This window comes from Kitasatospora sp. NBC_01302 (genome assembly GCF_035976515.1).
GTDB lineage: Bacteria > Actinomycetota > Actinomycetes > Streptomycetales > Streptomycetaceae > Kitasatospora.
The window spans coordinates 8,392,314-8,405,958 of record NZ_CP108404.1; the positions used below are offsets into that span (position 1 = coordinate 8,392,314).

A 13,645-nucleotide genomic window follows, 5' to 3' on the forward strand; every position below is an offset into this window, starting at 1 on the left:
TCTGATGTGCACCCTCGGGCGAACATGTTCGTCACGTACTTGTTTGCTACGAACATGTTCGTTACGCTTCAGGAGTGACCACAACCCCTCAGCCCCCCAGAAGCCGCCGCGAACGCCCGGCGAAGCCGCCCCTGAGCAGGGCGGGCATCATCGGGGCCGCGGTCGCGATCATGCGCGCCGAGGGCTTGGAGAAGGTGACCATGCGCCGCCTGGCGCAGGAGCTCGACACGGGCCCCGCCTCGCTCTACGTCTACGTGCGCAACACCGCCGAGCTGCACGCCGCGATCCTCGACGAGTTGCTCGGCGGCATCGACCTGGGCCCGGCCGAGGGGCACGGGGACTGGCGCGGCCGGCTGGAGCGGATCCTCACCGACTACACCGCGATGCTCTTCGAGCTGCCGGGCCTGGCCCGCTCCGCGCTCTCCGCGCGACCCGGCGGACCGCACTACCTGAACCTGATCGAGGCGCTGCTCGCCCTGCTGGACGAGGGCGCCGTACCGCCAGGGCAGGCGGCCTGGGGCGTGGACGTGCTGCTGCAGTTCGCCACCGCCACCGCGGCCGAACACGCCACCCGCGGCCAGTCGGGCCGGGCCGGGGCCGACTGGGACGCCCTCACCCGGGCGCTGGACGGCGCCTCCCCGGACACCCACCCGCAGATCGCCGCCCTGGCGGCCCCGCTGATCTCCGGCGCCCCGGAACAGCGCCTCGCCTGGGGCTTCCACGTGCTGCTCAACGGCATCCTGCACACCCCCACCCCGGTCGCCCACGCCCACCACGGCCACCCACCACGGCCCGAGCCCACGCCAGGAGACAGCAGATGACCACCCACACCCACACCCCGATCGCCATCGTGGGAGCCGGCCTCGGCGGCCTCACCCTGGCCCGCGTCCTGCACCTGCACGGCATCGCGGCCACCGTCCTCGAGCTCGACGCCTCCCGGCACGCCCGGGGCCAGGGCGGCATGCTCGACATCCACGAGGAGTCCGGCCAGGCCGCGCTGCGCGCGGCCGGCCTGTACGAGGACTTCCGCCGGCTGGTGCTGCCCGGTGGCGAGGCGACCCGGGTGCTCGACCGGCACGCCACCGTCCACCTGGCGGAGGACGACGACGGCACCGGCACCCGTCCCGAGGTCGACCGCGGCCGGCTGCGCGACCTGCTGCTCGACGCGCTGCCCGCCCAGGCCGTCCGCTGGGGCGCCAGGACCACCGCCGTGCGCACCCTGGCCGACGGCCGGCACGAGCTCACCCTCGCCGACGGCGGTACCGTCACCGCCGATCTGCTGATCGGGGCGGACGGCGCCTGGTCGAAGGTCCGCCCGCTGCTCTCCGCGGCGCGCCCCGCCTACAGCGGCCTGTCCTTCGTCGAGACGGACCTGCCGGACGCCGACGTCCGCCACCCCCGCAGCGCGGCCGTGGTCGGTGGCGGCATGCTCTTCGCGCTCGGAGCCGGCCGGGGCTTCCTGGCGCACCGCGAGTCCGACGGCAGCGTGCACGTCTACGCCGCCTTCCTGGCGCCCGAGGACTGGGCGGCCGGCATCGACTTCACCGACCGAGGGGCTGCCGCCCAGGCCGTGCTGGCGCACTTCGACGGCTGGGACGAGAGCCTGACGGCGCTGATCGGCGACAGCCGGCACCCGCTGGTGCCGCGCCCGATCCACGCGCTGCCGGTCGGCCACCGCTGGGAGCGGGTGCCCGGGGTGACCCTGCTGGGCGACGCGGCCCACCTGATGTCGCCGTTCGCCGGCGAGGGCGCCAACCTCGCCATGCAGGACGGCGCCGAGCTCGGCCTGGCCCTGGCCGACCACCCCGGCGACACCGAGGCCGCGCTCGACGCCTATGAGAAGGCGATGTTCCCGCGCAGCGAGTCGGCCGCCGCCGAGTCCGCCGCCAACCTCGTGCTCTGCTTCGCCGAGGACGCGCCCCGCGGGTTGGTCGCCCTCTTCACCGGTGGCGGCGACCCGGCCGCGGACGCCCCCGCCCCGGCGGTGTGAGCTGGGCCATCGGGGCGGGGGTGGTGGATCTTGGTGGCGGGTGCGGGGCGTGGGGGCGGGATGACGGTGGGTGGAGTTTGTGGTCGGGCTCACGGGCGGTGGGCGGTGATGGCGGCCACATCGGGGGGTGCGGGGTGGTGGCCGGGCCGGTGTTTTCAAGGGCTTCAGGGGCGGGTTACCGGTGGTATTGCGGGTCTGGCCTGGGGTTCTGTGGTGATTGCTTGATGGCGGCCGGGGCGGGCCCGTAGCTTCGTTGGTGTCGGCGCGGCGAGTCCCGGGTGTCCCGGGTGGGCCGCGCTTCTTCCTGCACAGGCGAGTTGGCCCTTCGGGGTCTGGTTCCGCCTTGTCTTTTTGGCTTGTCGAGAGGATTTATATGACTTTCCGTAACGAGACCACTGTGGCCACCGTCAGCACTGCTGCCCGTCAGCGCAACCGGCGGCGGATGGCCGTGCTGGGTGGCGCTCTGGCGGTGCTGCCGGTGGCCGGTCTTGTGACGGCGACGGCTTCTTCGGCTGCTCCGGCGTCGGCCTGGGACAAGGTGGCGCAGTGCGAGGCGACGGGGAACTGGGGCATCGACTCCGGCAACGGTTTCTACGGCGGTCTGCAGTTCACGCCGTCGACGTGGGCGGCGTTCGGTGGCACCGCGTATGCGGGGCAGGCGAACCAGGCGACCAAGGCGCAGCAGATCGAGATCGGCGAGAAGGTCCTCGCCGCGCAGGGCCCCGGTGCCTGGCCGATCTGCTCCACCAAGGCCGGCCTCGCCTGACACCGGGGCAACAACAGCAGCTACGGCAGCAACGGCAGCAACGGCAGAAACAGCAGCACACCGCACAACACCGCAGCGCGGGCCGGGATCACCCCGGCCCGCGCTGCGGCGCTGTGCGCTGCCTGACGGACCGTCAAGGGCAGCTCGCACGCGGCGCTGTGGGCGCAGTAGCGCCTATTGACGTAGCCGGTCCCGCGATGTGACTGTTGCACCGGCACTCTTCAATGGACACCTCGGGCAAGGTCCGTGCGCCGCGCGCAGCCGTGGCACGGGCCCGCGCCGACTGTCCGTCGGGCGGTTGACGGCCGCTCGGCCGCGCCGTCGATGAACGCACCAGGTATCAGCACGGTTCTGATCGCGCGAGTCTCGCGAGCCCAATCTTGACGTGCCCACGTCATCTGGTGCGAGCTCGCGCCCGGTGAGAGGAAGCCCCCTTTGATGAACCTCCGCAAGGCCACCCTGGCGGCCCTGGCGGTCGGCGCACTGGCCGTCGCCCCGACCATGCTGCCGGCCGGTGCGGCGCAGGCGCAGGGCACCGCGAGCCCGCACCTCGGCTCGGCCGCGACCCTGCCCAACCCCGAGCTGGCCAGCCGGGGCACCGCCCAGGTCTGCGCCGGCATCGCGCACAACCGCTGCATGGCGCAGGTCGTCACCGTGGCCGCCGGCTCGACCAAGAAGCTCGCGACCAGCACCCCGGCCGGGTACGGGCCGGCCGACTTCGCCGCCGCGTACCACCTGCCGGCCGTCACCTCCGGCCCGGCCAACACCATCGCGATCCTGGACGAGGGCGCCTTCCCGACCCTCGAAGCCAACCTCAACGCCTACCGCGCGCAGTACGGCCTGGCCGCCTGCACCGCGGCCAGCGGCTGCTTCAAGCAGGTCGACGAGCACGGCGGGGCGCCGCTGGCCCCGGGCACGACCGACGACGAGAAGAACTTCGACGAGCAGGTCGGCGTCGAGACCACGCTGGACGTCGACATGGCCACCGCCGCCTGCCCGACCTGTCACATCCTGGAGATCACCGTCAACCGGGACATGACCAGCAGTGAGGACCAGGCGGCCGAGGACTTCGGCGTCGCGATGAACACCGCCGCCGCGCTCGGCGCCTCGTCGGCCAGCGTCAGCTACCAGTTCGACCCGGACGCGACCCTCGACCTGGGGCAGGCGGCCCGCGACTTCTACCACCCCGGCATGGCGATCACCGCCTCCTCGGGCGACGGCGGCTACGAGGGCACGCCCTCCGGCTGGCCGCAGAACCTGCCCACCGTCACCTCGGTCGGCGGCACCGCGCTCTACCGCACCCCCGGTGCCGGCCACAACGGCTACTCCGAGGTCGCCTGGGACGGCTCCGGCAGCGGCTGCGCCGCCGAACTGCCGCCCGCGCTCGGCCAGCCCACCAGCGTCGCGGCCAACTGCGGTGGCCACCGCGCCGCTTCGGACATCTCCGCGGACGCCGACCCGACCACCGGCGCGGCCGTCTACGACGACTACACCCCGTTCACCGGCTCGCAGCAGTCCTGGCTGGTGGTGGGCGGTACCAGTGAGTCCAGCCCATTCATCGCCGGTGTCTACGCCCGCGGCGGCCACGTGGCGTACGTCGAGGGCCCCAACACCCTCTACGCCGCCCCGTCCTCGGCGTTCAACGATGTGACGATGGGTCAGAACGCGCCCGCGAACGCCGGCTGCACGGTCGTCTGCACCGCGGGCCGCGGCTGGGACGGCCCGACCGGCCTGGGGACGCCGAACGGCCTGTCCGGCTTCTAGGGATCGCATGGCACGGCGCGGGCACCGGTGCGCGATCGCACCGGTGCCCGCGCCGTGCACGGCTGTTCAGACGGTGAGTTCGGCCGGAGCCGCCGCCAGGGCCTCCTGGATCGCGGCGACCAGGCGCCGCGCGGACTCCGCGGTCAGCTCCACCGCGACCCGGGCGGCGGGGTCCCGCTCCGGGTCGGCGAAGTCGATGTTCAGGGTGTGCTCGGCCATCGCGTGGACCGGGTGGTCGAAGTACACCGTGGCGGTCGAGACGTGGAACCAGGTGCCGTTCGGGCCCTTGGCGCTGCCGTTGATGCTCTCCTTGACGGTCGCGTAGGTGCACATGCTCAGGCTCCCAGGTGCTTGGCGTAGAAGGCGGCGATCCGCTCCCAACCGTCGTTGGCGGCAGGCACGTTGTAGGCGGGCCGGTCGGTCGAGAAGAACCCGTGCCCGGCTTCCGGGTAGGTGTGGAACTCGAAGTCCTTGCCGTTGGCGGTGAGGATCTGCTCCAGCTCGCCGACCTGCTCGGGGCCGGGGAACTTGTCCTCCGCGCCGAACAGGCCCAGCAGCGGGGCGCCCAGCTCGGGGAGCTGGTCGACCAGGTTGGTGACCCGCAGCGGGAAGCCCTCCGGCGGGGTGCCGGTGACGAAGGCGCCGTAGCAGTCCACCGCGGCGTCCAGGTCGAGCTTGCAGGCGGCCAGCACGCTCTGCCGCCCGCCCGAGCAGTAACCGATGATGCCCACCTTGCCGTTGGAGGTCGGCAGCGACCGCAGATGGGCGGCGGCCCCGGCGAGGTCACCGACCACGCGCGCGTCCGGTGCACCGCCGTTGGCGCGGGCCACCGCGGCGGCGTCGTCGGGGGAGGCGCCCGGCGCCTCGCGGGTGTAGAGGTTCGGGCAGATCGCGTCGTAGCCGAGCTCGGCGAAGCGGCGGGTGATCTCCTTGGTGGACCGGTCGTAGCCGGGCATGTGGTGGATCACTACGACGCCGCCGCGTCGGGCGTCGCCTTCCGGGCGGGCCAGGTAGGCCTCGACGTCATCACCCTCGTGCCCGGCGAAGTGGATGGTGGTCGCGGTGAGAGAACCATTCATGCGGTCAGCTATATCAAACCGTTGGGGTGCGGAGCGGCCCGGGGGCGGCGCGTGGCGCGCGGCCGGAGGTCGGCCGCGCGCCACCGGAGCCGCACCCGCTCCCGGGCCGCCCCTCGCGGGCCGGGGCCTGCCCTACTGGTCCTGCCGCCCCGCCGGCCGGGAGAGTCCGGTCAGCTCCGAGGCCCTGGTCCGCGCCCACCAGAGCAGCACGGCCGCCGCCACCAGGCCCACCACGGCGGCGTTGCCGCAGCCGGCCGCCGTGTCCGCGCGCAGCGCCTGGGCGAACGGCAGGGTCAGCGCGAGGACGGCCGCCCCCGGACCGGCCGCGTACCAGGCGGCGAAGAGGAACAGGCCAAGGCCGCCCGAGGTGGGCGACTTGTACATCAGGTCGCGCCGCACGGCGCCGCGGCAGGTGTTCACCAGCCCGGCCCCCACCAGCGCCGGCACCACGGCCGGCGCGAGCCAGACCGCTGGGCCCGCCCCGGACAGCGCCGCCGCCCCGGCCCCGGCCAGCCCGATCAGCACCCCGGCGACGGTGGGCACGATCGCGTGGCGCAGCATGAGCTCGGCGAACGGATAGGGCGACCAGGCCGCCCGCCGCACGTCGTCCGTCTCGATCCGGGCCGGCTCCAGCAGCTGGGCCACCGCCAGGTAGCCGAAGACCAGCGCGACCGCCGTCGTCGGCACCGACGGCTTGCTGCCGATCCCGTGCGCCAGCGCCGCGCAGAGCAGCGCCGGCACGCTCAGCAGCACGGCGCGGCCGAGCCGGGCGGGGGAGCGCAGCAGCGCCGTCGCGTCCCGCCAGGGCACCACCAGCCAGGCCCGGCGCGGCATCGGCAGCCGCACCCGGCGCACCCGCGCGCTCCCGGCCGCGCCGCTCACCGCCAGCCGCGCGGCCCGCAGCTCCACGGTGCGCAGCGCGGCGAACACCCCCGCCGCCGTCCGGGCCCGCTCGCGCAGCCGGCCCAGCGGCACCGTGCCGGCTGCCCGGTCGGCGAGCACCAGGGCGCCCGCGGTGCCGACGAGCAGCAGCGCGGCGGCCACCCAGCCGCCGGGCACCGCGCCCCGGGTGGGCGACAGCGCGGCGATCCCGGCCCAGCCCCACGGCCCCGACCACAGCTCGACCAGCTCCAGCCAGTGCACCCGGTGCCCGGCCACCGCCAGCGCGCTCTGCGCCGCGAACAGCAGCACCAGCACGGTCGCGGCCGGCGTGAGCCGGCGCACCCAGCGGGCGGCGGCGTCGCTGCGCTCCACCAGCAGCCCGGCGCAGGTGGCCAGCAGCGGCAGGCAGGCCCCGCCGAGCAGGCACCAGCCGAGCGCCGCCGGCAGGCCGACCCGCAGCAGCAGCCCGAGCGCGACCATCCCGCCCACCGCCGTCACCAGGCCGGGGAAGACCGCCAGCGCGCAGGAGAGCCAGAACCACGGCCGCAGCACCGGGCGCGGGCGCACCGGGTGGGCGAGCAGCCAATCGGTGGCCGCCCGGGGCGGCACCACCGGGCCGCGCCACAGCCCGTCGCGGACCGCGAGCAGCACGAAGGCCAGCCCGACGGCGGCGATGCCGCTGGGCATGGCGGCGAGCAGGTCGCCGCCGTGCGCGGTGTAGTCGGCGCCCATCGAGGCCTGCAGGAAGAGCCCCAGGCTCGGCACCCCGCCCCAGATGATCAGCACGAGCAGCACGCAGTAGAGCGCGAAGCCGAGCTGCTTGGCCCGGTTCAGCCGGTACGGGGCCCGCAGCGCGCGCAGCAGGGCGAGCGTCTCGTCGGTCCAGTCCTCGTCCTCGCTCCAGGCCTCGGGCTCGACCGCCTCGGCGGTTTCCGCCACCTCGGCTGCCTCCGCCACCTCGTCCGTCCCCTCGTCCGTCCCCTCGCCCGCTTCCTCGCCCGGCTCCTCTTCCGTCTCCGCCACCTCTTCCGCCTCGGCCGTCATCGGGCACCCACCGCGCCGCCGCCGTCCAGGACCTTGCCCGGTGCCCCCTGGGCCACGATCCGGCCGTCCTCCAGCACCACCACCCGGTCCGCCAACTCCCGTGCCAGGTCGGTGTGGTGGGTGACCAGCAGGACCGCCACGCCGTCCGCCAGCTCACCGCGCAGCAGCTCCGCGAGCCGCTTGCGGGCCTCCGGGTCCAGCCGCTGCTCCGGCTCGTCGAGCAGCAGCAGATCGCGCGGGCGCACCAGCGCACAGGCCAGCAGCAGCGCCTGGAGCTGCCCGGAGGAGAGCGCGGAGGGCAGCGCGTCGGCCCGCTCGGTGAGCGCCCGGTCCGCGAGCACCTGCTCGACCCAGTCCCGGGCGTCGGCCACCCCGTGCGCGACCGCGACCAGCAGCAGGTGCTCGCGCACCGTGAGGTCGGGGTAGTGCGCGACGGTGTCGCCGACCACCGCGACCCGGGCCCGGATCCGCGGGTCGTTCTCGTCCATCGGCAGCCCGTCGAAGCGGACCGTCCCCTTCGTCGGCAGGTCGCGCCCGGCCGCCACCCGAAGCAGGGTGGACTTGCCGGACCCGTTGTGCCCCAGCAGCGCGACGCACTCGCCGGCGGCCACCGCGAGGTCCACGGGGTGCAGCACCTCACGGTCGCCGTAGGAGCGGCTCACCCCGGTCAGTTTCAGCAGCGCCGGACGCGCGGGGGTGCGTGCTGCGGCGGATTTCTTGGCCATGCGGACGGTGCCTCCAGAGGTGATGTCCGCCCACCCTAGCGACCCAACCTGTGGGACGACGGGGTCGCCTTATACCTCGCCGCAGTCCACCCGCCGGGCTCTTCCCGGCACCTCCGCTCGATCGAGTGATCGTCGCGTGCCGGGCCACGGTGGTGAGCCGGAAGTCGGCGACATTGATCACCAGAGTCACGCGCCAGAGACCACGGACAGACAGAGAACAGAGATACGGAGCACCAGTCATGGCCGACACCGACACCGACAGCGAGGACAGGACGGTCTACCAGATCGTCGTCAACCAGGAGGAGATGTACTCGATCTGGCCCGAAGGCAAGGACCTGCCGCTCGGCTGGAAGACAGCGGGCAAGTCCGGCACCAAGGCGGAGTGCCTGGCCTACATCAAGGAGGTGTGGACGGACATGCGGCCCCGTTCGCTCCGCGAGGCTACCGAGAAGGCAAGTGCCGAGGGCGAGGCATAGGGGACCTCCTGCTCTCCGGGCCGCCCCGGCGCGAACCTCTCGGAGGCTCGCGCCGGGGTGGACTGCCGTGCGGGCGCTCTCCGGTCAGCCCGGCAGCTGAGCCTCGATCCCGCGCCCCCTGCACCGGCCCGCACGCCCGGGGAGCGTACGCCTGGGCGCGACCAGGGGCGGACCCTGACCCGGAAGGTGGCCCGCTACTTCTGTCGAGACGCTGACAGCCCGCTGTCGCCCGTCCTAGGGTTTCCTCAACTCGCCGCACAGTACGGCGAATTGCACGCCCGGGGCGGCCGTCCCGGGACATGGGGGGAGCAACAATGCGCAGTCGTGCACGTTCAGCCGTGCTGGCCGTCTCGGTGACGGTCTGCCTGGGGGTCGCGGGGGTGGCCCAGGCCAGTGCCCACAGCAGCGCGGACAGCGCCGCCGGGCCGCGGATCATCAAGGTGGCGTCGGTCTCGCAGATCCCGACGGTGAGCAACCACACCAAGGTCGTGCCGAACGCCATCTACCAGGTGACGATGACCAACAACGACCGGGGCCAGTGTCTCGACGGTGACACCAACACCATCCCGAACAACGGGGCGAAGGTGCAGCTCTGGGGCTGCAACGGCTGGTCGAACCAGACCTGGGACTGGGCCCCGGCCGCCGGCTACCCGGCCGGCTACTACAGCATCCAGAACAACGACCGGGGCGAGTGCCTGGACGGTGACACCAACACCATCCCGAACAACGGGGCGAAGGTGCAGCTCTGGGGCTGCAACGGCTGGTCCAACCAGACCTGGGCCTGGGGCGGCGCCACGCTGGTGAACGCCGACAAGGGCGAGTGCCTGGACGGTGACACCAACACCATCCCGAACAACGGCGCCAAGGTGCAGCTCTGGGCCTGCAACGGCTGGACCAACCAGAACTGGACCCTGCACAACGTCTGACCTGCGTGAGCGAAGGCAGGTCTACCAGTGGCCGGTTCCCCAGGGCGGGGAGCCGGCCACCGGCAGCCGCGCTCGCTACGGCAGCCGCGCTCGCTACGGCAGCTGGGCCTCGATGGCCGCGACCAGCTCGGCGTCCGACGGCTCGGTCCGGGGCCGGAACCGGCCGACGGCAGCGCCGGCGGGGGAGATCAGGAACTTCTCGAAGTTCCACTGCACGTCCCCGGCCGCCCCGGTCTCGTCGGCGAGGGCGGTCAGCTCCTGGTAGAGGGGGTGGCGGCCTTCGCCGTTCACCTCGATCTTCGACAGCAGCGGGAAGGAGACGTTGTAGTTGGTCTGGCAGAAGCTCTGGATCTCCGCTGCGCTGCCCGGCTCCTGCCCACCGAACTGGTTGCACGGCACCCCGAGCACGGTGAACCCGCGCTCCGCGTACCGCTGCTGCAACTCCTCCAGCCCGGTGTACTGCGGAGTCAGCCCGCACTTCGAGGCCACGTTGACCACGAGGACGGCCTTGCCCGCGAAGTCGGCCAGGCTCGTCGGCTCGCCGGCCAGGGTCTGCAGGGGGATGTCGGTCAGGCTCATGGGGTGGGTCCCTCCGGGAGGTGGGTGCTGCCGTGCGGTTCCTTTGTACCAGGGCCCGTCGGGCTCCTGTTCGTTCAGCCTAGGTGGGGAGCCTCCCGGTGCTCCAGGAAGTGCTGGAGCCGGAGCCGCTGGGTGTGGTGCATGGGAAGGGCTTCGACGTCCTCCGGGGCGACGAACCGGAGATCGGTGGATTCGCTGGAGATCCGTAGCTCTCCTCCCGTGATGCGAGCGGTGAAGCAGACGTTGAACTGCTGGCGGACCTCGCCGTCCGAGTAGGCGATGATGTGCCGGGGGTCGGTGTACGTGCCGACCAGCCCGGTGATCTCGATGTTCAGGCCCGTCTCCTCCCGGACCTCGCGCACGGCCGTGTGCGGCAGCGACTCGCCGAGATCCATCGTCCCGCCGGGCAGCGGGTACAGCCCGTTGTCGGTTCGCCGTTGCAGCAGAATGCGGCCCGCGTCATCGGTCACGACGGCGGACGCCGCGACGACGACCCGGTTCGGCTTGGGGGCGTTGGGATCGTTGTAGTACTCGGTTCGTGCCACGTGATCAGTTCTCCTCAACCGGTCGAGCGGTGTCCCACACTGCGTCGAAGCTCGCGGCATTGGTATCGAATCAGCACCGCCCTGACCGAGGTGGGGGATGCCCCTCAGCGAGTGATCAGTTTCCTTACTGCTTCGCTGACACCGGGCAGTTCGCCGCGGTCGGCCCAGGTGTGGTCGTCGTGCTCGGTGAGGGTGATCGGGGCGGCATTCTCGACGGTGGCCTCGAAGGTGAGCTGGCGGGTGAGGGCGCCGCTCTTGGAGGCATAGTCGAACCGGCCGAGGTAGGCGGTGACCTGGTCGATGGTGAGGCCGGTCTCCTCTCTGGTCTCCCGCCGCAGGGCCTTCTCGAAGTCCTCGCCCGGCTCGACCTTCCCGGAAGGCAGCTCCCACAGGCCCGGCATGAAGTCGTCGGCGGGCCGGCGCAGGAGGAGGACGCGGTCGCCCTCGGTGATGACCGTGGCGACGACGAATCGGGTGATCCCGGTCTCCTGGGCGTCGAAGAGCAGGCCCGGAGTGAAGGCAGGATCGGCGAAGGGGGAGATCACAGCAGCTCCTTGTGGTGGTTGCTCACCTTAATGGCCGCGCGGACGTAACTCTCGGCCAATGGACGATCCTGCTCACGATGCCAGACCGGGAGCTTGATCGTATGCGCGTGGGCGTGCTCGGCGATCGGGAAGTCCCCTTCCTTGTAGGGGCGGTGGGAGCGCGGGTGGCCGGGGAACAACTGCGCTGGATGCTGGTAGAGCGGGAGCTGGTTCAGTGGGCAGGTGGAGCCGGGCCGGTCGAACTCGGTTGCTCCCTCGGCGATGAGGGCCTGGTGGAAACGTTCGATGCTCAGGCCGTCGAGCTCGCCGGGGTGGTAGGTGAGCGTCAGCCCGTACCAGGACGGGATCACTCCATCGGGCATCGGCACGACCTCGAAACCGGGGATGCGCGCGAACTCCGTGGTGAGGTAGGCGGCGATCTCGGCCCGGCCGGCGAGGTAGCCGTCGAGGCGGGTGAGCTGGTCGTGCGCGAGGGCCGCGGCCAGCGGGTGGATGCGGAGTTTGAGGCCGGACCCGGTGACCGCGTACTTGGCCAGCGGGTGTCCGTCCGGGATCTCGGACTTGGCCCGCTTGTTGTAGTGGGCGAAGGTCACCAACTGGTAGTACGTGTCGTCGTCGTCGGTGAGGACGAACCCGCCCTCGCCCCCGGACAGCGGCTTGGGGCCGTTGAGGGAGAAGGCTCCGGCAAGTCCGAAGGTGCCGACCTTCTTGCCGCCCTGGGAGGCTCCGTGGGCGTGTGAGCCGTCCTCCAGCAGGGCCAGGTTGTGCGCCTTGGCGATGGACCGCAGGGCGATCATGGCGGCCGGCCTGCCCCACAGGTGGGTGACCATGAGGGCCCGGGTGCGCGGGGTGATCAGCTCCTCGATCCTGGTTGGGTCGATGTTGCCGTCCGGGCCGGTCTCGCAGAGCACTGGCACCGCGCGGAGATGGAACAGGGGAGAGGCGGTGGCGTGGAAGGTCCAGGCCGGGACGATCACCTCATCGCCGGCCTTGATCCGCGCAGCCGAGTAGGTAGCGTGCAGGGCGGCAGTGCCGCAGCTGGTGGTGACCGCGTGGCGGACGCCGAAGTACTCCTGCAGGGCATCCTCCAGCTCGGCCACGATGCCGCTCCGGCCGGGGACAGAGATCGCGGTGTCGAGCTGGGCAGCGACCTTCGCGCGGGTGGTGTCGTCGATCGGCGGCCACTGGAAGTGCGGGCCGTTGGCGGTCACTACGGCGTCGCCGCCGAGCAGGGCGAGAGTGTTGGTCACAGCATCTCCTCGGGGTTGATGTAATGCCCGGTCGTCTTGGACCGGTAGCAGGAGGCGATGAAGGCGGCGTGGGCCAGGTGCTGCTGGGGACCGGAGGTGTTGGGGCGCTCGCCATCCAGCACCCGGCAGAAGTAGTCGATCTGGGCTGTAGCCGCACTCGCCGGCGCCTGCGGGCGGGTCAGCTCCTCGACCACTGAGCCGTCCAGAGCGAGCCGCTGGACCCTGCCCTTCGTCAGCAGCACGGAGCCTTGTGTGCCGACGACGTGCAGTCTCTCGGTCTTCGGCGCCATCCACCGCGACAGCAGTACCGTGCCGTAGAGGTCGGAGTCGTAGCCGACCTGGATGACGGCAGTGTCCTCGGCGTCGTAGCCACCCCCGGGCAGCGCGGCCGTGGAGAAATCGGCCATGACGCGGTTGGGCATCCCGAAGTACCACAGCAGGAGGTCGACCAGGTGGTAGCCCATGTCGATGATGCAGCCGCCGCCGGCCTGCTTCACGTCCCCGCGCCAGCCGGCCCCGGGGTCGTCGGTGTGGAACGTGTACTGACCGTCGATCAAGAACGGAGTGCCGATCTGGTCGAGGAACTGCACCACGGAGATGTAGATCGGGTTGAAGCGCCTCTGGAGAGTGACCATCAGCTCTGCCCCGCCCGCCTCGCAGATCGCCGCGAGCTCGCGGGCTTCCTGCGGGGAGGTTGCGAACGGCTTCTCCTTGAGGACGTGCACGCCCCGGGACGCGCACTCTTCGATCACGGCCCGACCCGCGTGGTGCGGGACCGCGACGATCACGAAGTCCGGCTTCACAGCGTCCAGCAGGTCGGTGGCCTTGGCAAAGCCCGGGACCCGGTGGGCTTCCTGCTGGGCACGAAGAGCGTTCGGGTCGATGTCACAGACCGCGACCAGCTCGGCTCTGGTGGAGCCGAGCAGGCCCGGCAGGTGGTCTTCGAGTGTCTGGTGGCCGAGGCCGATGACTGCTGAGCGTCGCTTCATGGGCAGACTCCTTCCGCTCCGTGCGGGAACTTGTCGATGCGTGTCGAGTACAGCCCAACTGCCCGTGGTCGGATAGGCATTGTCT

Annotated in this window: 15 protein-coding genes; 6 read left to right on the plus strand and 9 right to left on the minus strand. The window is 72.1% G+C overall.

Features of this window, described 5'->3' with window-relative positions; translation table 11 throughout:
• The first annotated feature begins 74 nt into the window (after positions 1-74).
• The 4 genes from OG294_RS36370 (at position 75) to OG294_RS36385 (ending at position 4,520) form a co-directional block, all read left to right on the plus strand.
• Positions 75-821, plus strand: a complete 747-nt coding sequence (locus OG294_RS36370) for a TetR/AcrR family transcriptional regulator (protein ID WP_327070832.1) — start codon at positions 75-77, stop codon at positions 819-821.
• A complete protein-coding gene (locus tag OG294_RS36375; RefSeq protein ID WP_327070833.1) occupies positions 818-1,990 on the plus strand; it encodes an FAD-dependent oxidoreductase in 1,173 nt (390 codons plus the stop codon). Before OG294_RS36370 ends, OG294_RS36375 begins: the two co-directional genes overlap by 4 nt.
• Positions 1,991-2,387: 397 nt before the next feature.
• Entirely contained in the window at positions 2,388-2,756 is a 369-nt protein-coding gene (locus OG294_RS36380; RefSeq protein ID WP_327070834.1) for a transglycosylase family protein, read from the plus strand.
• 438 nt (positions 2,757-3,194) lie between these two features.
• Complete coding sequence (locus OG294_RS36385) at positions 3,195-4,520, plus strand: S53 family peptidase (protein WP_327070835.1); 1,326 nt, start codon at positions 3,195-3,197, stop codon at positions 4,518-4,520.
• Positions 4,521-4,586: 66 nt separating this feature from the next.
• Here OG294_RS36385 and OG294_RS36390 read toward each other — a convergent pair whose 3' ends face one another.
• The 4 genes from OG294_RS36390 to OG294_RS36405 all read right to left on the minus strand — a co-directional run bounded on the left by OG294_RS36390 (position 4,587) and on the right by OG294_RS36405 (position 8,250).
• Positions 4,587-4,853: a DUF6295 family protein gene (locus OG294_RS36390; protein ID WP_327070836.1), complete on the minus strand. Its 267-nt coding sequence runs from the start codon at positions 4,851-4,853 to the stop codon at positions 4,587-4,589.
• A gap of 2 nt (positions 4,854-4,855) precedes the next feature.
• Positions 4,856-5,599, minus strand: coding sequence for a dienelactone hydrolase family protein (locus OG294_RS36395; RefSeq protein ID WP_327070837.1), 744 nt, complete (start codon positions 5,597-5,599; stop codon positions 4,856-4,858).
• Between the two features lie 132 nt (positions 5,600-5,731).
• Complete coding sequence (locus tag OG294_RS36400) at positions 5,732-7,504, minus strand: hypothetical protein (protein ID WP_327070838.1); 1,773 nt, start codon at positions 7,502-7,504, stop codon at positions 5,732-5,734.
• A 17-nt stretch (positions 7,505-7,521) separates the two neighbouring features.
• Positions 7,522-8,250 (minus strand): ABC transporter ATP-binding protein, encoded by a 729-nt coding sequence (locus OG294_RS36405; protein WP_327070839.1) that lies wholly within the window; start codon positions 8,248-8,250, stop codon positions 7,522-7,524.
• Between the two features lie 239 nt (positions 8,251-8,489).
• Between OG294_RS36405 and OG294_RS36410 the strand changes: the two genes are divergently transcribed.
• Both OG294_RS36410 and OG294_RS36415 read left to right on the plus strand, forming a co-directional pair.
• Entirely contained in the window at positions 8,490-8,726 is a 237-nt protein-coding gene (locus OG294_RS36410) for an MbtH family protein (RefSeq protein WP_327070840.1), read from the plus strand.
• 314 nt (positions 8,727-9,040) lie between these two features.
• Positions 9,041-9,652 carry an RICIN domain-containing protein gene (locus tag OG294_RS36415; RefSeq protein ID WP_327070841.1) on the plus strand — a complete coding sequence of 204 codons (612 nt, stop codon included), beginning with the start codon at positions 9,041-9,043 and terminating at the stop codon, positions 9,650-9,652.
• Between the two features lie 93 nt (positions 9,653-9,745).
• On the opposite strand, the gene OG294_RS36420 is transcribed toward OG294_RS36415, so the two are convergent.
• The 5 genes from OG294_RS36420 to OG294_RS36440 all read right to left on the minus strand — a co-directional run bounded on the left by OG294_RS36420 (position 9,746) and on the right by OG294_RS36440 (position 13,560).
• Positions 9,746-10,231 (minus strand): glutathione peroxidase, encoded by a 486-nt coding sequence (locus tag OG294_RS36420; protein ID WP_327070842.1) that lies wholly within the window; start codon positions 10,229-10,231, stop codon positions 9,746-9,748.
• Positions 10,232-10,305: 74 nt separating this feature from the next.
• On the minus strand, positions 10,306-10,776 hold the full coding sequence (locus OG294_RS36425) for an NUDIX domain-containing protein (protein WP_327070843.1): 471 nt from the start codon (positions 10,774-10,776) through the stop codon (positions 10,306-10,308).
• A 104-nt stretch (positions 10,777-10,880) separates the two neighbouring features.
• The gene (locus tag OG294_RS36430; RefSeq protein ID WP_327070844.1) at positions 10,881-11,321 is read right to left on the minus strand and encodes an NUDIX domain-containing protein; all 441 of its coding nucleotides are present in this window, start codon (positions 11,319-11,321) and stop codon (positions 10,881-10,883) included.
• Positions 11,318-12,571 carry a DegT/DnrJ/EryC1/StrS family aminotransferase gene (locus OG294_RS36435; RefSeq protein ID WP_327070845.1) on the minus strand — a complete coding sequence of 418 codons (1,254 nt, stop codon included), beginning with the start codon at positions 12,569-12,571 and terminating at the stop codon, positions 11,318-11,320. Before OG294_RS36435 ends, OG294_RS36430 begins: the two co-directional genes overlap by 4 nt.
• The gene (locus OG294_RS36440) at positions 12,568-13,560 is read right to left on the minus strand and encodes a Gfo/Idh/MocA family protein (protein ID WP_327070846.1); all 993 of its coding nucleotides are present in this window, start codon (positions 13,558-13,560) and stop codon (positions 12,568-12,570) included. The genes OG294_RS36435 and OG294_RS36440 overlap by 4 nt, the downstream gene beginning before the upstream one ends.
• Positions 13,561-13,645: the final 85 nt, after the last annotated feature.